Below are 20,491 nucleotides of genomic sequence, written 5' to 3'. Positions count from 1 at the left end.
GGGAGTGACAATAGAATTTGGCAGTTTGTTTGCATTTTCTCACGTCCCGGCTTAATATTGTACCATCAAGTCAATTGCTTCACCAAAGCGGTTGATTTATAAAGAAGAGGCGAGAGAATGGGCTCAACGAACCTCTGGCAACCTGCTACCATTATGGAGAAAGGTGCTAATTCCCACCTAATTTATTAGGAGATATAAAATCAATTCGCGTGTTCTTACAGTTAGAAATTTCCGTAAGCCGAATGGCTTTAATCTCGCACCTGCAACTGAAAGGTATTTTTCAGATGTATTAGTCACTGTATTTTTTATCAAAAATCGTGACGTTACTATTTTGTACTTAACTGTGCTTGGGCACCTATGCAGTCGGAACAGAAAATATTCAAACATCCCTATCCTTATTCGCTGGAAATGGGCGGCGAGCTGGCCGGTTTTGAGCTATCATATACAACCTACGGAACCATCAACCCGGAGCAGAACAATATTATCTGGATCTGTCACGCACTTACCGGCAGCTCCAATGCAGCCGACTGGTGGGACGGGCTCGTGGGAGACGATAAATATTTCAATCCGTCCAAGCATTTTATAGTTTGTGTCAATGTGCTGGGCTCTGCATACGGTTCCACAGGGCCGCTTTCGGTTAATCCCAAAACACAAAAACCTTATTACCGCGATTTTCCTGTCATTACCGTCCGCGACGTAGTGGGCGCAATGGACCTGTTACGCCAGGAAATGGGGATCAGAAAAATCAAGATCTGCATTGGGGGATCGTTAGGCGGTCAGCAGGCGCTCGAATGGGCAGTTGAAGTGCCTGACTTGTTTGAAGAACTGGTACTGATCGCTTCCAATGCATTGCATTCGCCCTGGGGAATTGCATTCAACGAATCGCAAAGAATGGCGATCGAGGCAGATCCTACCTTCAAAGACGATCATCCCGAGGCAGGTTCAATGGGGATGCGGGCGGCGCGGTCTATCGCATTGCTGTCTTACCGCAATTACGATACTTACAACTTTACGCAGGCAAGGGATAATCCCGATCAGATCGATGATTTCCGGGCTTCTTCCTATCAGAAGTACCAGGGCGATAAATTTGTGAAACGCTTCAATGCATACTCCTACTGGGTTTTGTCCAAAATTATGGACTCCCATAATGTAGGCAGGAACCGCGGCGGGATCGTGCATGCGCTGGGCCTTGTTAAAGCAAAAACGCTTGTGCTTGGGATTAAGTCGGATCTGTTATTCCCGCTTTCGGAACAGCAGTTTCTAGCCCGTCATATTCCCGATGCGGTTTTTCAGGAAATAGATTCGCTTTATGGACACGATGGATTCCTGATTGAATACAAGCAGCTTACGCAGGTGATCAGGGCTTGGCAGGAGACAAATGGACAACTGGAAATGGCTAGTATTTAGCCATTTCCGTTCCGTAGCTTATTTTTTAGAAATGCTGAGCAGCAATTCAGGTTCGTTGGTTGTGATATAATCCACATCTTTTTCCAGGAACCACTTCAATGCAGATTCATCGTTGACGGTCCAAACGTTGGTAGTCAGCTTTTTCGCCTTCATCGCAGGGATGTAATCTTCATTTTTCTTGTAAACATTGTAGTGGTAATCAATTCCGTCGAGTCCCGCAGCTGCTATTTCATCCGGCGTTTTGTCGCCATTCAGGTATTCTACATGCGCTTTTGGTGCGAGTTCTTTCACTTTTTTACATACATCAAAATCAAAAGCGATGTAGTCTGTGATCTTCTCCACTTTCAGTCTGTTTACCATTTCCACGCATTTGGCAGCAAGCGCAAGTGATCTTTCCTTGCCCATTGATGAAGATTTGATTTCGAGGATCAACCTGGTTTTCTTCTGTTTTGCGCCGGCTTTCAGGTAATCTTCCAATGTCGGCAGTGACTCGCCGTTTTCCAGCTTGATCTGTGCCAGCTCAATTGCATTGGTTTTTTCGATATGTGTGCCTTTAATGGTATGATCGTGGAGCACGAAAAGCACCGAGTCCGCCGACATATGCACATCGAATTCGCTGCCGTAGCAACCTAGTTTAATTGCATGTTCTAATGCGCCAATCGAATTCTCGGTAGCGCCGGTATGCTTCCACGCACCGCGGTGAGCAATTACCTTGTTTTTGTTTTGTGACATTCCTTCGAATGCAGTCAAGCTTAAAAAACCTGCTGCAAGCATAGCAAATACTTTCTTCATTTTGTACAAAAAATTAAACTGAACTAACTGGAAATACAAGTAATCCTGGACCAGGTACTACTCCTAAGAAACGCGAAAATTACTGCTTGTAAATCTCAGCTGTATTAGGCCAATGTTAAGATTGCATTTCAGCAACAGTATGTTTCGAAACCGTTATCGCTACCATCTTGGAAGTGGGCGTGTTACTTTTCTCTGCCACGCTGCCAATCGGTACCAGCACATTCGTTTCGGGAAAATAGGTGGCCGTGCAGCCTTCCGGAATCGGATATTCAACCACTACAAACTTCCTTGCAACCCTTTCCACGCCATCAAACCGGTTGTGCAGATCAACCAGACTGCCATCTTCCAAATCCCGCGCCGCTATATCCCGGCGGTTCATCAATACCACGCGTCGTTCATTGAAAATACCACGGTAGCGATCGTTCAGGCCGTACACTGTTGTGTTAAACTGGTCGTGGCTCCGGATTGTCATCATCATCAGCTCGCCGTCTTTCAATTTGTTTTCGCTAACGGGAGCGACATTGAACCGTGCTTTTTGCGTGCTTGTATCAAATTTTCCTTCCCGGTTACAGTTCGGGAGGTAAAATCCGCCGGGCTGGCGCACACGCTCATTGTAGTTTTCAAAGCCAGGGATCGTACGTTCAATATCTGCGCGGATCACGTCATAATTGGCAACATACCGGTCCCAGTTGATCTGGCTCTTTTTGCCCAAAGTGGCTTTGGCCAGTCGAACTACAATCTCCGGTTCGCTCAAAAGCATGTCCGAGATCGGTGGCAGCATGCCCTTTGACATTTGCACCACGCCCATCGAATTTTCGCAAGAAATAAACCGGTTTTCGCCGTCGCGCAAATCCATATCGCTTCTTCCGAGACAAGGCAGGATAAGTGCTTCTTCGCCGTGCACGAGGTGGCTCCTGTTCAGTTTGGTCGAAACATGGACTGTTAATTTGCAATTGCTTAAAGCCTGTGCGGTGAATTGTGTGTCAGGAGTAGCTGAAAGAAAGTTGCCGCCCATTGCAAAAAACACTTTTGCCCGGCCGTCATGCATTGCCTTGATAGACTCCACAACGTCGAAGCCATGTTTACGCGGCGGGCTGAATTGGAAGTTACGTTCTATTGCATTCAGCAGGCTTTCGGAAGGTTTTTCAAAAATCCCTACTGTCCGGTCACCCTGGACATTGCTATGCCCGCGCACGGGGCAGGTGCCGGCTCCGGGTTTGCCGATGCTGCCTTTCAGCAGGAGCAAGTTCACTACCTCTTTAATGGTATCAACCGCATTTTTATGCTGTGTCAAACCCATTGCCCAGCAAACGATGATCCTGCTTTTCGAAGCGAGTAACCGGGCTGTTTCTTCAATCTGAGCCAGCTCAATGCCGCATATTCTCGCGAGATCTGTTACGTCAAGTGTATCCAGATGAGCCGTGAACTGCTCGTAACCTTCTGTATTTCCAAGAATGAAATCCTGATCAAAAATGCTGCCTGGATCTTTCTTTTCTTCTTTCCATAAAAACGATTCGATCGCTTGCAGCAAGGCAAGATCGCCATTGATCCTGATTTGCAGGAACAAATCGGTGAGTGTTGGATTGATGCCCAGCACACCGGTTACCTTTTGCGGATTATTGAACCCCATTAAACCGGTTTCCGGCAATGGATTGATGGAGATGATTTTGGCGCCATTTGCTTTCGCTTTTTGCAGTGCAGTCAGCATGCGCGGGTGGTTTGTACCCGGATTTTGGCCCAAAATCATAATTACTTCTGCCTGATGCAAATCGTCCAGTTTGACTGAACCTTTCCCAATTCCAAGTGATTCAGTCAGTGCAACTCCGCTGCTCTCGTGACACATATTGCTGCAATCGGGCAGGTTATTCGTGCCAAATTCGCGTACAAAAAGCTGATATAAAAAAGCGGCCTCATTGCTGGTACGACCGGAAGTGTAAAAAATCGCTTCATCCGGTGAGGCAAGGCGATTGAGCTCCATTCCGATTTTTGTAAAAGCAGCATTCCATGTTATAGGCTGATAATGCGCAGCTCCGGCGGGTAAGTGCATGGGTTGCGAAATGCGGCCTTTCCCACCTATCTCGTAGTCGGACAGCTTTCCAAGTTCAAGAACGGAATGTTGAGCAAAGAATTCAGGCGTTAGTTTTTTCAGTGTAGCTTCTTCTGCTACCGCCCGCGCGCCATTTTCGCAGTACTCGGCAATGCCCGAACGTTCATCGTCAGGATCCGGCCAGGCGCAACTCGGACAATCAAAGCCGCCTTTCTTGTTAAGATTAAAAAGCGCCTTCATGCCGCGGCTCACGCCAGCTTCCTGCACCGTTTTCTCAAAACTCGAAACCACAGCAGGAATGCCGGCAGCTACTTTCTGTATCGGGCCTTTTTTTAAGCCGGTTAGCTGATCCGGATTTTCGGAGCCGGGGATTACAGGGGTCATAATCAGCAGGTTTGATTTGGATTTTCGTAGTTGTCCGACTGATCTTCTGCCTCATTATCCAGACATTTAAAATCCTTTTCAACAAGGAGATACAATGATTCGCCTGCATTTAAAGGCATGTTGGAATCCGTTCCGATCAAATTGTTGTCGGGCCAGGCTTTGGTGAAGCTTTCGGGAATATAAATGGTAATCTGCTGGTTTTCGAAAGCAGCGGAAAGTGAATCCGTGTCGGGCTGGCTTTTCAATGCATAAATCAGCTGACCTTGCGGAAAAGTCGTTTTTTCTTCCAGGTATCCCTCGCTTGCCAGTTGCGCTACGTCGCTTTTAGACAGTCGGTACCTTACTTTATTTTGTTGGATTCGAATTTTCATAGATCTGAAATCCGGTGGAAACCGGTGTAAACATTGAACTTATCTTGTTTTAAAAAACCAACCAGCGTGATATTATTATCCTCGGCGAGCTGCACGGCGAGGCTTGAAGGCGCGCCGATTGAAACTACCATTTCGATCCCTGCCATCAATGCTTTTTGGATCAACTCAAAACTTGCTCTTCCGCTCAGCAGAAGTATGTTACCTGTAAGCGGCAGTTTGTCGGATAACAATGCGGCGCCAATCAGCTTGTCCATTGCATTATGCCGGCCCACATCTTCGCGGAGTTGCAGCAGGTTTCCATTCTTATCAAAAAGTGTCGCCGCGTGCAATCCTCCTGTTTCTTCAAAAACGCGCTGACTGCCTGAGATCTTGTCGGCAAGCCCGAAAAGCACTTCGGTGTTTACGGAAAGAGTATTTTCCAAAACAAACCTGGAAACCGTTTTAACAGCCTCGATACTCGCCTTCCCGCAAACGCCGCAGCTCGATGTTGTATAGAAATTCCGATCCGCATGGTTCAGGTTCGGCTCGCACGAATCGGCTAACTTTACCAGAACCAGATTTTCCTCGAATACTGAATTCTCTACCGTTTTGATCTGCCGGATATCGTGAATAATCCCTTCCGTAAAAAGAAAACCTGCCGCCAGCTCGGGATCGTTTCCGGGCGTGCGCATGGTGACAGAAACATTTTGCCAGGTTGCCTTTCCATTTCGCTGAAAAGCGATCCGGATTTCGAGCGGCTCTTCTACTGCGAGCAAATCGTCGATAGTATCAGCTCCCAAGCTGGTTACCCGCCTGATCTGCCGGCGCATTACGGAAGCAGGCGGTATTCTAACCATTGTGAATGCGGTTTATAAAAGCTTGCATTGCTTCAAAATCTTCCAAAGTATCTACGCTCTTCATCGCAGTTTCGGATTTCGGAATAAATTTTTGCGCATCTACCTTCCGTAATAAAGATTGTAGTGAGAGATCATTCACTTGGTAATGCTCTTTTATAAGTTGGCTAAGATTCCGCGAATACCAGGCGAGCAGCGGCTCATACTTTCCATATGCATTAAAAAATGCAGCAGCAGTGGCGCTTTCCTGGATTGAGCTCAAAAAACCTGAGATATCCTCTGTGCTCAGCAATGGATAGTCACAACCTATAAACAGAAAATCTTTATTCGGAAAAGTAGAGTAGACGGTCATCAATGCGGCGATCGGGCCGCTATTGGCATATTCGGGCAAGTCAGACAGTTTTTCGTACTGCGTTTCAAAGCTTTCAAACTGCCTGCTATTGCACGAGATTACCACCTTTTTACAGAATTGGTCAAGAAGATCGCCCACATGTTCAGATTGGGGTTTCTGGTGATACGTCAGCATGCTTTTGTCCTTTCTCATTCGTGAACTTTCTCCTCCGCAAACCACAATTCCGATCAGGTCCGTGCGATCCATTGTTTTAAATCTGTCATGTTTTGGTAAAAAGGCGACTTGGAACTATCGGCTAGATATGTGTAACTTCCTTCTATGGAAAAGGGTGATGTTACGATATTGAAAAAGAAGCCGATCTACCCGGTGAGTCCCGAATTACGGAAGTACCTGCGTTTCTACCAGCGCGACGCCCGTCTTCCGGTAAGTTACCACGATTTGCTTAATTTTTATGAATCCTTTCCGGTAATGGACAAGAACGGAAAAGATACGCTGTGGGAGAGCCCGCTCTACCCGCCACACGAGGTCGACAGGCTGCATAATGGTTTGAAAAAAGTGTATGCAATGCTGAAAGCCTCCGGTAACCTGCGCATCGTGGAGCACAAGTACATCGACCGCATTGACTATTGCAAATTCGGAAATTCCAATCCGTTCAGGATCAAGATCGTGAACAGACTCAATGATATTTACGATTATTTTTATGTCAAAAAAGCCGATGCGTCCCGGATCTATGGATTGGAACTGGAAGAAATATTCTCGCCCAATCAGGTCAACTACCTGGTCGACGGCGACTCGCTGGTTGAAGAACACATTGCCGGAATTCCGGGTGATGAATTTGCTAAAACCCGCCTGCGGCATACTGACTACAATCCGATCCGCATTGCAAAAGAGTTTGTCAAGTTTAATGAACGCTGCATGATCACATTGCTCGGCGATATGCGGTCGTACAACTTTGTAATGCAAATCACGCCCGACTTTGACGATTTTCAATTCCGTTTGCGTGCGATCGATTTTGATCAGCAGTTTTACGAAGGCAATCTGAAAGTATATATGCCGCAGTTTTTCAAGGAAAACCGCCCTTATGTGGAGCTTGCAATGGAATACCTGACAGACAAAACGGTACTGCAATACCAGCAGGAAGAGCATTCTTCCATTATGTACCAAGCCAGAAGTGAGCGGCACCGGCTCCGCGAGTTGCGGGATGTTTCAATTAAGGATAAAATATCGACCGCCGACAATATTTACCAGCTCAGGGACGGGCTTTTCAAGCATTTCAAAGATAACCACTACCAGCATTGCGAAAGCATGACGGAGATAATTGAGCTGAATATTAAGAACATCATTCGGCAGGTGATTTCGTAGCAGTACAAATGTATTAAGCCATTGATCTGACCACTTCGAACATTTCCTTACCTTTGCGGAACCGTTGGACAACGCAAGTCTGTTCAACGGTTTCATCTTTATATCAACAATCGGAAGGCATTCAACCTTCGGCAGATTACTACCATGAGCAAACACGGCAGAATTCTTGTCGCCATGAGTGGCGGCATCGACAGCTCGCTCGCAGCTGTTATGTTACACGAACAAGGTTACGAGGTCATCGGAATGACCATGAAAACCTGGGACTACGCCAGCAGTGGCGGGACCAAAAAAGAAACCGGCTGCTGCTCGCTTGATTCTATAAACGACGCCCGGAACATTGCCGTTGAATTAGGTTTCCCTCATTATATCCTTGACATCCGCACCGAATTCGGCGACTATGTAATCGATCATTTTACAGGCGAGTACCTCGAAGGCCGCACACCAAATCCCTGCGTTTTGTGTAACACGCACATTAAGTGGGATGCATTGCTCCGCCGGGCGGACAGGCTCGATTGTGAATTCATCGCGACCGGCCATTATGCAAATATGCAGTTCAATGATGGCAGGTATTATGTGTCAAAAGGTATAGACAGCTGGAAAGACCAGAGTTATGTGCTCTGGGGCGTTTCGCAGGAAAGTCTGGCCCGAACTAAGCTTCCGCTTGGTTATCTGCATAAAACTGAAATTCGTGAAATGGCGAAAGAGCGCGGTTTTATAGATCTGGTGAATAAATCGGAGAGCTATGAAATATGCTTTGTGCCTGATAATGATTACCGTGGCTTCCTGAAAAGAAGAATTCCTGGCCTTGAAGCGGAAGTTGCAGGTGGAAACTTCGTTTTCGAAGACGGTACTATAGTTGGAAAACACGAAGGTTATCCTTTTTACACAGTGGGACAGAGAAAAGGTCTCGGTATCGCCCTCGGAAAACCTGCATTTGTAACAGAGATCAGAAAAGAAACCAATGAAGTTGTTCTGGGAGATTTGCCCGACCTGTTCCGCGATGGGATGTATGTGGGCAAATTGAATCTTCAAAAATATGCTTCGATTGAAAAACCGCTCGAAACAGTAACCAAAGTCCGGTACAAACACGACGGTACCCCAGCGTTAATCGAACAGATCGAGCCGGATAAAATCGTAGCCCGCTTCCACGACGGTGTAAACGGAATTGCGCCGGGTCAAGCTGCGGTATTCTATGAAGGTGACGATGTAGTAGGAGGCGGCTGGATTTTGAAGAGTTTCCGGCAGTAGAGGAGGCACAATAAAGCTAAGTTTTTCTGTCCGCCTGGCACTTTTTCTTGTAAGTCTGCTTTACATCCTTTTGTCAGCCTGAGCGCAGTCGAAGGCACGTGCACCATGCCTTCGACTGCGCTCAGGCTGACAAACTTGGCACATGCTTTTTCTCTACTCAATCACAGAAGCTTTGCATTGGAGTCCCATACAATAAAAAAACACCTGACGTGCTTAGAGGAGATGCAATCCAATGCCGGTTCAGGTGTTAAGTAAATATAAAAAAACTTTTAGCTGAAAAACAAGTCTTATACCTGGATTTTCAATCGCTGCCGCACCGCCTCATACAATACAATAGAGCTCGCGACTGACACATTCAGCGACTCAACCTGGCCGGTAAGAGGAATCCTGGCACCCGAGTCGGCGAGTTGGATAAATTCTTTCGAGATACCGTCTTCTTCCGAGCCCATAATAATTACAGTTGGCACTGCGAAGTCGATGTCGTAAAGGGACTTTTCAGTCTTTTCGGTACAGGCAATAATTTGCAGACCGCTGTTTCTGAGGTATAAAAGCGTCTCGTATAAGTTCGGCTCGCGGCAAACCGGAAGGAAGTTCAATGCACCTGAAGAAGTTTTCATCGCATCCGCATTGATCTGCGCACCTCCTTTGGTAGGAACGATGATCGCCTGTACTCCGGCGCATTCGGCTGTTCTTGCAATTGCTCCGAAGTTTCGTACGTCAGTAATGCGGTCTAAAAGCAGGAGCAAAGGTGTTTTACCATCTTCATAAACCTGCGTCAGTACATTGTGCAGCGGCATGTACTGAATCGGGGAAACAAATGCGATTGCTCCCTGGTGATTTTTGCGGGTAACTCTATTCAGTTTTTCAATGGGAACCCGCTGAAAAGGTATCCCCTTTTCTTTGGCCAGCTTCTCTATTTCTGAAAAACCTAATTCTCTCTGAAGGAATAAACGCTCAATCTCTTTTCCCGAGCGGAGTGTTTCAATTACTGACTGTGTCCCGAACACCATGTCGGCCTGGGACTGTTTTGGGGCGGGTTTTCTTACCGTATACTGCCGTTTCTCCATGCTTCTACAACTGGATACCAAATGGGCTGGTATTCGGCATAGCGAACCAGTTCATAATGATCATCCACGAATTGATTGTTTTTTCTGTTAAATGTAAAATTGACGTTCTGAGCATTGCCGCGCTGGTCGTAACTCCATACTTCACGGTCTTTGCTTCTCTGAACTTTGTCCGGTGGGCCTAGTACGATGTAAATCATACCTTTGTCGGTTTTCCATCCTTCCTTATAAGTTGTAAACAGCTGGTTGGCTTCTTCCACGCGGCTGTAAAAAGAGCGGATTGACTGCTGGGCCAGCGGCGCATTTCCATTCATCAGCGTCAGCCAGTATTTATCCAGCGCTTTTTTGTAATCTTCTGCTTTCTTGATTTCGTTAATCTCCGTATTGGTGCTCATATAAAGCAATGGACCGAGGAGAAGCTGCGGGCGCGTTACCTTCGGAAAGCGTTCATTTACAACCAGGATTCCTAATCCTTCCGACTGGGTTGTATCAGCAAAAATGTTGTACAAACCTTCTTTCTCAAATTTCAAAGGCTGATTCGCCTGTATTGTAAAGGTACTGTCTATTTCAAGGGACTTGGTAACCCCTTTTGCAGCAATATTCATGGGCGAACCTGCCGGCTCAAAGTCGTAATTATAGTAATATACGTGCAACGGCTGATCTTCACCGGATAGCTTTTTTACCACAAAAGATTCATTGCTGCTGATGTAATGGCGTTGTAGTGGCAGTGAACTGTTTGCAGTGTAAACCCCGTAAGTCTGATTTACATCCAGCTTTTTGAACCTGATCGTCAGGTCATTTAATACTTTCTTTAAAGTCCCTACCTGGCTTATTTCACTCAGCAGAACTCCGTATTCTCTGTCTGGACTTTTGAGATCGTACGATATCACGATCTTATTGCCGGCACTGGTTACATTAGACGAATCCATTTTTACATTCCCGTAACCCAGCCGCTCCCTCGTTCCGTAATCAGAATAAATTACGTAGTTCAGGTTGTATGTTTTGATAAAATCAGCTGGCGAAATCGGGTTCTTTCCTTTGAAGGCATCTACGTAAAGGTACACTTTCGCTTGCGTAGTGTCTTTTAGAATGTACTTGCTCTGGATCGCGACGAGCGATGGTTCTTCGCTTACAGACGGCGCCGCTTGCTGGGTAGACCTTACCTGCGCCTCAGGAAGTGGCTTGGAAGTTTTATTGGAAGACGCGCAGCCTGCTAATGCAGCTACCGTCAGTATATGAACCAAAACGCTTAAACCTGTTCTCATGTGTTTTCTTCAACCTTTGTCAAATAACGAAGGAACCGCCAAAATTACCCAATAAAACGGTAAGAAAATTTTTCATTCACCGGCCTTGCTGTTCCGGTTGGCATTTTTGATCTGGTTTTCGATCGTATCCCACTGATCACTAGTAACTTCGTTTAAAAAGTTAAATTGTCCCGCCGAGAGAACTTCACCTCCGTCCAGCGTAATTACCTCTCCGGTCATATACGCAGAAAAGTCAGACATTAAATAAGCCGCGAGGTTGGCCAGCTCTTGGTGATCGCCGACCCGTTTTAATGGGATCCTGTTTTCGAAAGCAAATTTCTCTGAAAGCTCTTCCGGGAAAAGCCGGTCCCACGCTCCTTTTGTAGGGAATGGCCCGGGTGCAATCGCATTCAGGCGGATACCGTACCTGGCCCATTCGAACGCCAGCGATTTTGTCATAGCAAGTACCCCCGCTTTGGCCATCGCCGAAGGTACCACCCAGCCAGAGCCTGTCCAGGCGTAAGTAGTGGAGATGTTGAGAACTGTTCCTTTTATTTGCTTTTCAATCCAGTATTTGCCCAATGCCAATGTAAAATAGTAAGAGCCCCGAAGCACAATATCAACGACAACATCTACTGCTTTGTAGGATAGCCGCTCGGTCGGACTGATGAAATTGCCCGCTGAATTGTTGACAAGCCCGTCAACCTGCCCAAACCTTTCGATGGCTGCCGCAATGACGCGCTCGATCTGCTCAGGCTTGCGGACATCGCATGGTACCGAGATAATGTTCTCGCCAGCACTTTGTCTGAGTTCTTCCACCGCTTTTGTCAGAACATCTTCTTTCCTGCTGCAAATCACAACATTAGCCCCTAGTTTGAGGAAGTAGGCGGACATGGATTTCCCCAAGCCGGTCCCCCCGCCAGTCACAATAATCGTCTTATTGGCCAGCGATCCTTCCCGGAGCATTCCTTCGGTGTTTGACATGAGATTTGAGATTAGATTAGAACAAATCCTATTGCTGTGCAAGCAGGTACAAAACCGCCATTCTCACAGCTACACCATTCTCAACCTGATTCAAAATAATGGAGTGGTGCGAATCGGCTGCATCGGATGACAGCTCAACACCGCGGTTAATCGGGCCGGGGTGCATGAGCACGATCTCCTTATTCAGGTCGTCGAGCATCTGCTTGTTGATGCCGAAATAAAGTGAGTATTCTCTTAGTGAGGGGAAATACTTGATTTGTTGCCTTTCAAGCTGAATGCGGAGCACATTGGCTACGTCACACCAGTCGAGTGCCTCTTTTACATTGTGGCTTATTTTGACGCCGAGTTCGCCTAAGTGTTTGGGAATTAAAGTAGAAGGCCCGCAAACCATAATTTCTGCGCCGAGTTTTTGTAAGCAGAATATGTTAGACAAAGCAACCCGGGAGTGGGTAATGTCACCGATGATCGCGATCTTTTTACCCCCTAGGTCCCCCAGTTTTTCGCGCATCGAAAATGCATCGAGCAATGCCTGGGTGGGGTGCTCGTGGGTTCCGTCGCCTGCATTGACAACATTGGCAGGAATGCGGGTTGACAGGTAATGCGGCGCGCCCGGACTGCTGTGGCGCATCACAATCATATCCACCTTCATCGCAAGGATGTTATTGACCGTATCGAGCAGCGTTTCTCCCTTCTTTACCGAACTTCCCGAGGCTGAAAAATTTACCACATCCGCAGAAAGCCGCTTTTCGGCCAGCTCAAATGAAAGCCTGGTGCGGGTTGAATTCTCAAAAAAAACGTTAGCAATGGTAATATCTCTGAGGGAAGGTACTTTTTTGATCGGCCGGTTGATGACTTCCTTAAATTCAGTGGCAGTGTCTAAAATTGTCTGGATGTCGTTCTCGTTCAGGTTTTTGATGCCAAGTAAATGCCGGACCGAAAGTTTTGTCATTGTGAATTGTCAATGAATGTTTCGCAAAGATAATAAGTAAGCTGGCATTGAGAAAAAATGATGTCCAAATAGGAGGCAGAACGGCTGGCAAGCGCCCGCTTGCAAGGCAATGCAAGTGCTGGAAATTTCATAGAATTATTTTGTGTCCAATAGTTGAATTATCATAGGAATTGGTATTTTTGTTACAAAGGAATTCGTCAATTTTCTTCTGGCAGTTCCATCGATCTCCTCCTTGCATTTTGAAAATCAACTAATTACTTGATGGTATAAAAAAGTCGGTCTTTTCAGTTTTGGCATTTTGCCAATTCGTGAGACAGGTGTGTTCATTAGTGTCGTTTTTTCACCTAAATGTTACATATATGCACTTGAAATTTTTTACTTTCATCAACTTACTACTGGCTTCATCAGCACTCTACGGACAGGTTAATGTAACTTTTCCACCGTCCCGGATGGTGTATCAGCGTAACGAAGCGGGTAACGCTACCGTGTTTATTAATGGTACTTACCTCAACAATCCGGATCAGATTCAGGCCAGATTGAAGACAAGGGACGGTGAGCCCGGATCGGGCGTCGATTGGACTACCATTGTAACGGATCCTTCCGGCTATGTATTTTCAGGCTCACTCAATGCAAGGGGCGGCAGGTTTGATCTAGAAGTGAGGACCATGCGGAATGGCGAACAGCTCGGTAATACGACCATTGTAGAAAAAGTCGGGATAGGGGAGGTATTCCTGATTGTGGGGCATTCCAATGCAGCAAAAGCGGAGAGCGCTATGAAGCCCGCCAGCAGCGACCTTGTTAATACCATTGATCCAAATGCAAACGCCGAGCTTTACAACAAATATCTCGAATCCGGCAGTCCTGCCGATATGCCGCCACTTGCCCCAGTGCAGTTCTGTCTTAATTGCGGGATTGCTCCGATGGCGGAATATCCCTGGTTCTGGACACAGTTGGGCGATTTGCTGGTAAGCTCACTCAATGTGCCTGTCCTCTTTTACAGTGCGGCTTTTGGCGGAAGTAACATGGGCCATTTGTACAAGGCAGCTTATAACATCGACTTCGACCACGGATTCATCAAGTACAGTATCAGAATGCCTTATGTCAATATCAGGAATACTATTACGACCTATATGCCCCGCACGGGCTTGCGCGCGGTACTTTCTGCACACGGTGTGAACGATGGTGATACAACCGGCGCGGGATTTTATTTCCGCAATAAAATGGTTATCGAGAAATCCAGGAGCGAGGCTAACTACGATAATCTCCCCTGGATGATCGCCACTTCCTGCTATTCTAATGGTGTAAATCAGGAAAAAACGGATGCGCAGAATGCATTGATCAATGATATCCATGATGTTTTCCGCGGGGCCGATCTCAACCAGATCGGAGAGTCGGGACGTTACGACGGGCTGCATTTCAATGAAGAAGGCCAGCGCAGGGCTGCTGAGCTGTGGCGTGACGCAATTACCAATCCCGAGACAAATCTACTAGGTAATGCAAGATCTCTGATGGCCAGCGCGCCGCCGCTGCCTGGCCCGCCATTGCCTGTCAACCTGGTAAGCTTTGCCGGACAAAAGGCGGCTGACGGTAAAAACCATCTCACCTGGGTAACATCTTCGGAAGAGAACAATGATTATTTTGAAATCCAGAAAAGCCGTGATGCGGTCAACTTTGAGGTAATCGGCCAGGTAAAAGGTTTGGGCGACAGCCGGGTAAGTAACACTTATACTTACACCGACGAGCAGCCGACAGACCAGCTGACTTACTATCGCCTCAATCAGGTTGATTATGACGGAACGGCAGCATTATCCCGCATTGTGGCGGTTAAGAATGCAATTGCGCGCGAGAACGATTTTGTATATCCTAACCCCGCCCAGCATTTTGTGGAAGTGGTGCTGAATAACGGCGCAACAGTAGATAACCTGAACCTTTTCGATCTGAGCGGAAAACTTTTGATACAAAAAGAAAAAACAAGCCAGCTAGATATTTCCGCCTTGGGCAAAGGCGCTTACATTGTTGAGATTAAAACAAACGGCGGCCAGTCTGTCCGGAAGAAAATCACGAAAATGTAATTTGAAGTTGTCCAACGCTTAACTTTACCATCAAGTGTAGTTTTAATAGGGTTACCATTTTGGTAACCTTTATTTTTTTATGGACAAAGCAAACGTTTTAGAAAAGCTCAAAGAAATACTCGACGAAAAGCTGCTGATATCGTGGAATGCAATGGAAGCCGCCCAGCAATCTGCGAACGATCAGGGTAAAAGCTCAGTCGGTGACAAATACGAGACCTCACGTTCAATGGGCCAGCTGGACCGCAACATGCACGCGCGACAGTACGAGCAAACGCGGCTCGAAAGGTTGATCTTGGAGCGAGTAAATGCACATGAGGTAAGTCAGCGTGTTGCAGTGGGTACTTTGCTGAATACTACCGCCGGATGGTTCTTCGTAGCAGTGAGCCTGGGCGCCGTAAAAATAAATGAAGAGACCGTTTTGGCAGTCTCTTCATCCTCTCCGGTAGGTGCTTCTCTACTTGGGAAAGAAGTCGGGAGCAAGTTTGAATTTATGAAAAAGCAGCAGGAAATAATCAGTCTGCATTAAGCCATATTGTGGTAAACGCGCTGAACATCGTCGTCGTCTTCGATCTTTTCAATCAATTTTTCCACTTCCGCGGCCTCTTCTTCACTTAATGTCTTGGTATCATTCGGAATGCGCTCGAAGTCGGCTTCTACGATTTCGTAGCCGTTTTCTTCGAAGTAATGTTGCAATGCACCAAATGCGGCGAATTCACCATAAATGTTGATCAACCCGCTTTCTTCATCCAGAAAAACCTCTTCTCCCCCTAAGTCAATCAATTCGAATTCAAGTTCTTCCAGATCTTTTCCGTTGTTTTTAATCTTGAAAATACATTTCCGGTCGAAAATAAAGTCGAGCATACCCGAAGTGCCCAGGCTGCCGCCGAGCTTGTTGAAATAGCTTCTCACGTTCGCGACAGTACGCGTAGGGTTGTCGGTAGTACTTTCCACCAAAATAGCAACCCCGTGCGGCCCATAGCCCTCGTAAACCATTTCCTTATAGTCTTCCTGATCTTTGGAAGTCGCCCTTTTGATCGCCCGCTCGATGGTATCCTTCGGCATGTTGGCTGCCCTGGCATTTTGTAAAAGAACACGTAGCTTCGCATTGGTGGCGGGATCCGCAGTTCCGCTTTTCACCGCGAGGACAATCTCTTTACCAATCCTCGTGAAAGTCTTGGCCATCTTGTCCCAACGCTTAAACATTCTAGCCTTTCTATATTCAAAAGCCCTTCCCATGCTTGTTAATATTAATTGTTAAGTTTTTTATTGATGCTAAGGTGATCAATTTTGCAGCAAATTTAAAAAGACGAACAGATCAGGCAAATATATATTTTATCGTGACCATTAATAATCCTATGCTACTCGACTGGCAGTTCCAAACCTTTGAAACACTTACAAATGAAGCAGTTTACCAGTTGCTGCGTCTGAGAAACGAAGTTTTTATTGTTGAGCAAAAATGCTGTTTTCAGGATCTTGATAATAAAGACCAAAAATGCCACCATTTGCTGGGTTATCGCGAAGGTAAGCTCGTGGCGGTTTCCAGGATAGTTCCGGCTGGTTTATCCTATACATATCCTTCTATTGGAAGAATCGCGGTCGCCCGTGAGGCCCGTGGAATTGGAGCAGGTGTGGAGCTGCTGAATGTGTCCATTGAAAAACTCGAAATGCTTTACGGAAAAAGCACAATCCGCATCGGGGCGCAACTGTACCTTAAAAGATTTTACGAATCCTTCGGTTTCCGTCAGTCCGGCAATATCTATCTCGAAGACGAAATCGAACACATTGAGATGACTCGGTCTGAATGACTCGGTCTGAATGACTCGGTCCGAATGACTCGGTCAAAGTGACCCGGTCTGAATGTAAATAGTGCTGATCTTACAGGTAAACTAATCCAAAATAGCAGGCAAATCGGAATACACTAGAACTATTGTAGAGTACTGGGGAACGAATTCCCGGATTTGCTGAATTTCGAAACATAGGCGCAATTCGGGCTTTTTTTGAATCTTCTCCTTGAATGCAATATTCAGCTAAAATGTAGTACTTTAACTACAAGTTTTGAAAAAAAACTTTGATATAAATTGGTCATTCCCGTAATGTTTAATAATTTGGCACAGAATTTTAGTTATTAGTATTCAGTCAAGCAAATTGTTGCTGTGGGACTGACGCCCGTCAGAAACCCAATAACATTTTTGACGAACACTGATAGAGGAGGGTTTACGTGGAATGGCCTACTGTAATGCGGTAGGCCATTTTTTTGTACTCACTAATTGGTTCGCATTTTCAAATCGTGTTCATTTGTAGCATCATCAGAACACGCCACTTTTTTTCATGACCAAAGTAACAGATTTCATTCAGCAGGCAAACGGCAAAACGCTGTTTTCCATCGAGATTATCCCGCCGCTGAAAGGTCAGAATATCAATGAATTACTGAATTCGATAGAGCCGCTGATGGAGTTTAAGCCTCCATTTGTGGACGTGACATATCACCGTGAAGAACTGATCGACCGCGTCAGGACAGATGGAACGATCGAGCGGATACCAATCAGAAAACGGCCGGGTACCGTAGGTATTTGCGCCAGGTTAATGGAGCGTTTTCATGTAGATGCGGTACCGCACGTGATCTGCGGCGGTTTTACCAAAGATGAAACCGAGGATGTTCTCATTGACCTGCATTACCTAGGAATCGACAATGTACTTGTACTCAGAGGAGATCCTGAAAAGTCAGCCGGGGTATTCCAGCCGAAAACAGGCGGACATACTTACGCCTCTGAACTGGTAGCACAGGTTCATAACATGAATAATGGGATTCTGCTGAATGCGGAAACGGAAATGTCACCTACTAATTTTTGCATTGGCGTGGCGGGCTATCCTGAAATGCATTTTGACGCGGCAAGCATCGATGCCGATTATGAGCACCTCCGCAAGAAAGTAGAACTGGGCGCTGATTATATCGTGACCCAGATGTTTTTTGATAATGAGAAGTACTTCCGCTTTGTCGAAAGATGCCGCGCAGAAGGTATCACGGTTCCCATTATCCCGGGTCTGAAACCCCTGGCCACGCGCAAGCAGCTAAGCGTACTCGCACAAATCTTCCACCTCGAATTTCCGAAAGATCTTGTGAATGAAGTTGAAAAGTGCGCGACTGACAAGGAAGTTCGCCAGGTTGGTATCGAATGGGGAACACAGCAATGCAAGGAATTAATGGCTTACGGCGTGCCGGTTCTCCATTTTTATACAATGGGTAAGTCAGACAATGTAGCACAGATAGCGAGACAGGTGTTCTGAAAAGAGCACCTGTTATTCAAAATAAACCGCAGTTCCGTTGGCGCTCACCATCAGCATTGTGCTGCCGCTGCCAATTGTTTCAAGATCAATATCCACTCCGATCACCGCATTGGCTCCAAGCCTTTGCGCCTGGTCCATCATTTCGCGGATCGCGATGCTTTTCGCTTCCCGCAAGCCTTGCTCGTAAGAACCCGAGCGGCCGCCTACCACATCACGTACATTTGCAAGAAAGTCTTTGAAGAAATTGGCACCAATAATGGCCTCCCCATTTACAAGGCCGATGTATTTAATGATCTTTTTACCTTCAATGTTCGGGGTGGTAGTAACAAGCATATAAGTCAGGTTTTGGTTCGGTGTAATTGCGGCGATGAAGTTAGGTCTTTGGGTAAGGCAGGGCGAAAAATAATTGTTTAGCGGCAAAGTAGCATGCTACGCCGGTAATTTTTAGTTATAAGCCCCAATTTTGTCTGCTAAAAACCACCATTGTTCCCGCCAGCGAGCGAGAAATGGTTAGCTTTGTTTTTGAATTTTTCAGATTAAAAAAGTAGTTATGGAACAGTCTATTCAGACGATCAATACAATTATCAGTACACGACGCAGCATTTTCCCACCAAGTTATATCGAGAAAGAGATCCCGGATGAGATCATCAAAAACATCCTGGAAAATGCCAATTATGCCCCCACGCACAAGCTTACCGAACCCTGGCGGTTTATCGTTTTCAAAGGTGCAAGCCTGAATAAGCTGGCCGGTTTCTTTTCGGAACGATACAGAACAATCACTCCACCGGAAGCATACTCGCAGGCGCGCTATGATGCAGCTGGCGAAAAAGTATTGAAGTCGGGATGTGTGATTGTGATCAATGCAGAACTGCATCCTGAAAAGCTGCCGGAATGGGAAGAAGTTGCTGCAACGGCCTGCGCGGTACAAAACATGTGGCTCACGGCCACAGCTTACGGTCTTGGCTCCTATTGGAGCAGCCCGGGCGTTTTGAAGGAGCTCAGTGAGTTCCTGGGACTTCCTGAAAATCAAAAATGTCTCGGACTGTTTTTCATGGGTTACCACGATGCACCCGAAACACCGGCGCGGCGCACGCCTATTGAAAGCAAGGTTACCTGGGCAGAATAATGACGAAAAACAAGACAGTTCTCCGCGCCGATCAGGTTTCGAAGCAATTTAGTAACCAGCCTGTACTTTCAAATGTCAGCCTGGAACTGAGGGCGGGAGAGTGGCTGGCGATTTTGGGCGAGAGCGGCTCCGGAAAGAGCACGCTCCTGCGCATTTTCGGCAGATTCTTGGATGCAGATCAGGGTAAGATCATTTTTAATGGGGAAGAATTAAAGCCCGTCCGGGGCGAGCTGATCCCCGGGCACGAGTCTATCCGGCTGATCCACCAGGAATTTGAGCTTTTCCCTAATCAGACTGTCGAAGAAAATATTTCCTACTCACTCCGGTTTTACGATTCCGCCTATCGCATTGAGCGTGTGCGGGAGCTGCTTAAAGTAGCTGGCCTCGATTATGTAAAAAGTCAAAAGGCCAAGCTGCTTTCCGGCGGCGAAAAACAGCGTACTGCCATTGCCAAAGCGCTGGCCGAACAGCCGGAAGTACTGTTGCTCGACGAACCTTTCGCTCACCTCGATAATCACAATCGCAGGGTACTCGGCAATGCAATTGAACAGATGCGAAACGAGCAGAAAACCAGCTGCATTTTTGTTACCCACGAATCTTCCGATGCACTCGCGTGGTCAGACAGGATTGCGGTTTTACGCAATGGGGAAATCGTGCAGATCGGTACGCCCGAAGAAGTTTACAACCGGCCTGCAAATAGTTATGTTGCCGAACTGACTGGTGGAATTAACTGGCTCGGCAGCGGAGAAAAGCGCTACTTTATCAGACCCGAAAAGATCAAACCAACCAGATACCCTGAAAAAAGCAAGTGGAAAGGGAAAGTTGAAACCATCCGCTTTCACGGAAACTACTGGGAAATTCGCTGTACAAATGGGACTGAGCAGCTCTCATTTTACAGAAATAAGGCAAATATTGAGATTGGCCAGGAGGTCTTCCTCACTTACGCCGCCAAAGATCTGGGCAGTATCTAA

20 protein-coding genes and 1 riboswitch are annotated in these 20,491 nt (G+C 46.6%); of the genes, 9 read left to right on the top strand and 11 right to left on the bottom strand.

The genetic code is table 11. The features are described 5' to 3' along the window. The first annotated feature begins 93 nt into the window (after positions 1-93). A riboswitch (SAM riboswitch) is annotated at positions 94-201 on the top strand. Positions 202-357: 156 nt separating this feature from the next. Next, the gene (locus tag Q369_RS0105455; protein ID WP_031526799.1) at positions 358-1,407 is read left to right on the top strand and encodes a homoserine O-acetyltransferase family protein; all 1,050 of its coding nucleotides are present in this window, start codon (positions 358-360) and stop codon (positions 1,405-1,407) included. An 18-nt stretch (positions 1,408-1,425) separates the two neighbouring features. On the opposite strand, the gene Q369_RS0105450 is transcribed toward Q369_RS0105455, so the two are convergent. From Q369_RS0105450 to Q369_RS0105430, 5 genes are all read right to left on the bottom strand, one after another. Then, entirely contained in the window at positions 1,426-2,199 is a 774-nt protein-coding gene (locus tag Q369_RS0105450) for a glycerophosphodiester phosphodiesterase (protein WP_031526798.1), read from the bottom strand. Positions 2,200-2,314: 115 nt separating this feature from the next. Next, complete coding sequence (locus tag Q369_RS0105445; protein WP_035333021.1) at positions 2,315-4,630, bottom strand: FdhF/YdeP family oxidoreductase; 2,316 nt, start codon at positions 4,628-4,630, stop codon at positions 2,315-2,317. A gap of 2 nt (positions 4,631-4,632) precedes the next feature. Further along, entirely contained in the window at positions 4,633-5,001 is a 369-nt protein-coding gene (locus tag Q369_RS0105440; RefSeq protein WP_031526796.1) for a DUF7009 family protein, read from the bottom strand. Next, positions 4,998-5,837, bottom strand: a complete 840-nt coding sequence (gene fdhD, locus Q369_RS0105435) for a formate dehydrogenase accessory sulfurtransferase FdhD (RefSeq protein ID WP_031526795.1) — start codon at positions 5,835-5,837, stop codon at positions 4,998-5,000. The genes Q369_RS0105440 and fdhD overlap by 4 nt, the downstream gene beginning before the upstream one ends. Further along, the gene (locus tag Q369_RS0105430; protein WP_031526794.1) at positions 5,830-6,432 is read right to left on the bottom strand and encodes a molybdenum cofactor guanylyltransferase; all 603 of its coding nucleotides are present in this window, start codon (positions 6,430-6,432) and stop codon (positions 5,830-5,832) included. Before Q369_RS0105430 ends, fdhD begins: the two co-directional genes overlap by 8 nt. Positions 6,433-6,504: 72 nt before the next feature. On the opposite strand from Q369_RS0105430, the gene Q369_RS0105425 reads away from it, so the two are divergent. Together Q369_RS0105425 and mnmA are read left to right on the top strand one after the other, a co-directional pair. Continuing rightward, the gene (locus tag Q369_RS0105425) at positions 6,505-7,548 is read left to right on the top strand and encodes a hypothetical protein (RefSeq protein ID WP_031526793.1); all 1,044 of its coding nucleotides are present in this window, start codon (positions 6,505-6,507) and stop codon (positions 7,546-7,548) included. Between the two features lie 144 nt (positions 7,549-7,692). Next, a complete protein-coding gene (gene mnmA / locus Q369_RS0105420) occupies positions 7,693-8,796 on the top strand; it encodes a tRNA 2-thiouridine(34) synthase MnmA (protein WP_031526792.1) in 1,104 nt (367 codons plus the stop codon). Between the two features lie 287 nt (positions 8,797-9,083). Here mnmA and rlmB read toward each other — a convergent pair whose 3' ends face one another. The 4 genes from rlmB to Q369_RS0105400 form a co-directional block, all read right to left on the bottom strand. Then, positions 9,084-9,863, bottom strand: coding sequence for a 23S rRNA (guanosine(2251)-2'-O)-methyltransferase RlmB (gene rlmB / locus Q369_RS0105415; RefSeq protein ID WP_031526791.1), 780 nt, complete (start codon positions 9,861-9,863; stop codon positions 9,084-9,086). Continuing rightward, positions 9,839-11,125, bottom strand: a complete 1,287-nt coding sequence (locus tag Q369_RS0105410; RefSeq protein WP_031526790.1) for a GWxTD domain-containing protein — start codon at positions 11,123-11,125, stop codon at positions 9,839-9,841. The genes rlmB and Q369_RS0105410 overlap by 25 nt, the downstream gene beginning before the upstream one ends. A 72-nt stretch (positions 11,126-11,197) precedes the next feature. Continuing rightward, on the bottom strand, positions 11,198-12,088 hold the full coding sequence (locus Q369_RS0105405) for an SDR family oxidoreductase (RefSeq protein ID WP_031526789.1): 891 nt from the start codon (positions 12,086-12,088) through the stop codon (positions 11,198-11,200). Between the two features lie 28 nt (positions 12,089-12,116). Beyond that, complete coding sequence (locus tag Q369_RS0105400) at positions 12,117-13,037, bottom strand: aspartate carbamoyltransferase catalytic subunit (protein WP_031526788.1); 921 nt, start codon at positions 13,035-13,037, stop codon at positions 12,117-12,119. Positions 13,038-13,396: 359 nt separating this feature from the next. On the opposite strand from Q369_RS0105400, the gene Q369_RS0105390 reads away from it, so the two are divergent. Continuing rightward, entirely contained in the window at positions 13,397-15,109 is a 1,713-nt protein-coding gene (locus Q369_RS0105390) for a T9SS type A sorting domain-containing protein (protein WP_031526787.1), read from the top strand. 79 nt (positions 15,110-15,188) lie between these two features. Beyond that, positions 15,189-15,635 (top strand): hypothetical protein, encoded by a 447-nt coding sequence (locus Q369_RS0105385; RefSeq protein ID WP_031526786.1) that lies wholly within the window; start codon positions 15,189-15,191, stop codon positions 15,633-15,635. Here Q369_RS0105385 and Q369_RS0105380 read toward each other — a convergent pair. Next, the gene (locus tag Q369_RS0105380; protein ID WP_031526785.1) at positions 15,632-16,345 is read right to left on the bottom strand and encodes a YebC/PmpR family DNA-binding transcriptional regulator; all 714 of its coding nucleotides are present in this window, start codon (positions 16,343-16,345) and stop codon (positions 15,632-15,634) included. The genes Q369_RS0105385 and Q369_RS0105380 overlap by 4 nt on opposite strands. Positions 16,346-16,446: 101 nt before the next feature. On the opposite strand from Q369_RS0105380, the gene Q369_RS0105375 reads away from it, so the two are divergent. Together Q369_RS0105375 and metF are read left to right on the top strand one after the other, a co-directional pair. After that, on the top strand, positions 16,447-16,914 hold the full coding sequence (locus Q369_RS0105375) for a GNAT family N-acetyltransferase (protein ID WP_310588967.1): 468 nt from the start codon (positions 16,447-16,449) through the stop codon (positions 16,912-16,914). 523 nt (positions 16,915-17,437) lie between these two features. Then, complete coding sequence (gene metF, locus Q369_RS0105370; RefSeq protein WP_031526783.1) at positions 17,438-18,394, top strand: methylenetetrahydrofolate reductase [NAD(P)H]; 957 nt, start codon at positions 17,438-17,440, stop codon at positions 18,392-18,394. Positions 18,395-18,406: 12 nt separating this feature from the next. On the opposite strand, the gene Q369_RS0105365 is transcribed toward metF, so the two are convergent. Further along, on the bottom strand, positions 18,407-18,727 hold the full coding sequence (locus tag Q369_RS0105365; RefSeq protein ID WP_031526782.1) for a heavy metal-binding domain-containing protein: 321 nt from the start codon (positions 18,725-18,727) through the stop codon (positions 18,407-18,409). Positions 18,728-18,944: 217 nt separating this feature from the next. On the opposite strand from Q369_RS0105365, the gene Q369_RS0105360 reads away from it, so the two are divergent. Together Q369_RS0105360 and Q369_RS0105355 are read left to right on the top strand one after the other, a co-directional pair. Next, positions 18,945-19,520 carry a nitroreductase family protein gene (locus Q369_RS0105360; RefSeq protein WP_031526781.1) on the top strand — a complete coding sequence of 192 codons (576 nt, stop codon included), beginning with the start codon at positions 18,945-18,947 and terminating at the stop codon, positions 19,518-19,520. Further along, positions 19,520-20,491, top strand: coding sequence for an ABC transporter ATP-binding protein (locus Q369_RS0105355; RefSeq protein ID WP_031526780.1), 972 nt, complete (start codon positions 19,520-19,522; stop codon positions 20,489-20,491). The genes Q369_RS0105360 and Q369_RS0105355 overlap by 1 nt, the downstream gene beginning before the upstream one ends.

Origin of the sequence: Dyadobacter crusticola DSM 16708 (assembly GCF_000701505.1) — a bacterium.
GTDB classification, from domain to species: domain Bacteria; phylum Bacteroidota; class Bacteroidia; order Cytophagales; family Spirosomataceae; genus Dyadobacter; species Dyadobacter crusticola.
Note: the sequence above shows the minus strand (reverse complement) of the source record. Positions and strands in the feature narration are given on the sequence as shown.

Bases quoted from the DNA above. Each gene is read 5' to 3' on its own strand.
- Q369_RS0105455 (WP_031526799.1), top strand. From the start codon at position 358: ATGCAGTCGGAACAGAAAATATTCAAACATCCCTATCCTTATTCGCTG.
- Q369_RS0105450 (WP_031526798.1), bottom strand. From the start codon at position 2,199: ATGAAGAAAGTATTTGCTATGCTTGCAGCAGGTTTTTTAAGCTTGACT.
- Q369_RS0105445 (WP_035333021.1), bottom strand. From the start codon at position 4,630: ATGACCCCTGTAATCCCCGGCTCCGAAAATCCGGATCAGCTAACCGGC.
- Q369_RS0105440 (WP_031526796.1), bottom strand. From the start codon at position 5,001: ATGAAAATTCGAATCCAACAAAATAAAGTAAGGTACCGACTGTCTAAA.
- fdhD (WP_031526795.1), bottom strand. From the start codon at position 5,837: ATGGTTAGAATACCGCCTGCTTCCGTAATGCGCCGGCAGATCAGGCGG.
- Q369_RS0105430 (WP_031526794.1), bottom strand. From the start codon at position 6,432: ATGGATCGCACGGACCTGATCGGAATTGTGGTTTGCGGAGGAGAAAGT.
- Q369_RS0105425 (WP_031526793.1), top strand. From the start codon at position 6,505: ATGGAAAAGGGTGATGTTACGATATTGAAAAAGAAGCCGATCTACCCG.
- mnmA (WP_031526792.1), top strand. From the start codon at position 7,693: ATGAGCAAACACGGCAGAATTCTTGTCGCCATGAGTGGCGGCATCGAC.
- rlmB (WP_031526791.1), bottom strand. From the start codon at position 9,863: ATGGAGAAACGGCAGTATACGGTAAGAAAACCCGCCCCAAAACAGTCC.
- Q369_RS0105410 (WP_031526790.1), bottom strand. From the start codon at position 11,125: ATGAGAACAGGTTTAAGCGTTTTGGTTCATATACTGACGGTAGCTGCA.
- Q369_RS0105405 (WP_031526789.1), bottom strand. From the start codon at position 12,088: ATGTCAAACACCGAAGGAATGCTCCGGGAAGGATCGCTGGCCAATAAG.
- Q369_RS0105400 (WP_031526788.1), bottom strand. From the start codon at position 13,037: ATGACAAAACTTTCGGTCCGGCATTTACTTGGCATCAAAAACCTGAAC.
- Q369_RS0105390 (WP_031526787.1), top strand. From the start codon at position 13,397: ATGCACTTGAAATTTTTTACTTTCATCAACTTACTACTGGCTTCATCA.
- Q369_RS0105385 (WP_031526786.1), top strand. From the start codon at position 15,189: ATGGACAAAGCAAACGTTTTAGAAAAGCTCAAAGAAATACTCGACGAA.
- Q369_RS0105380 (WP_031526785.1), bottom strand. From the start codon at position 16,345: ATGGGAAGGGCTTTTGAATATAGAAAGGCTAGAATGTTTAAGCGTTGG.
- metF (WP_031526783.1), top strand. From the start codon at position 17,438: ATGACCAAAGTAACAGATTTCATTCAGCAGGCAAACGGCAAAACGCTG.
- Q369_RS0105365 (WP_031526782.1), bottom strand. From the start codon at position 18,727: ATGCTTGTTACTACCACCCCGAACATTGAAGGTAAAAAGATCATTAAA.
- Q369_RS0105360 (WP_031526781.1), top strand. From the start codon at position 18,945: ATGGAACAGTCTATTCAGACGATCAATACAATTATCAGTACACGACGC.
- Q369_RS0105355 (WP_031526780.1), top strand. From the start codon at position 19,520: ATGACGAAAAACAAGACAGTTCTCCGCGCCGATCAGGTTTCGAAGCAA.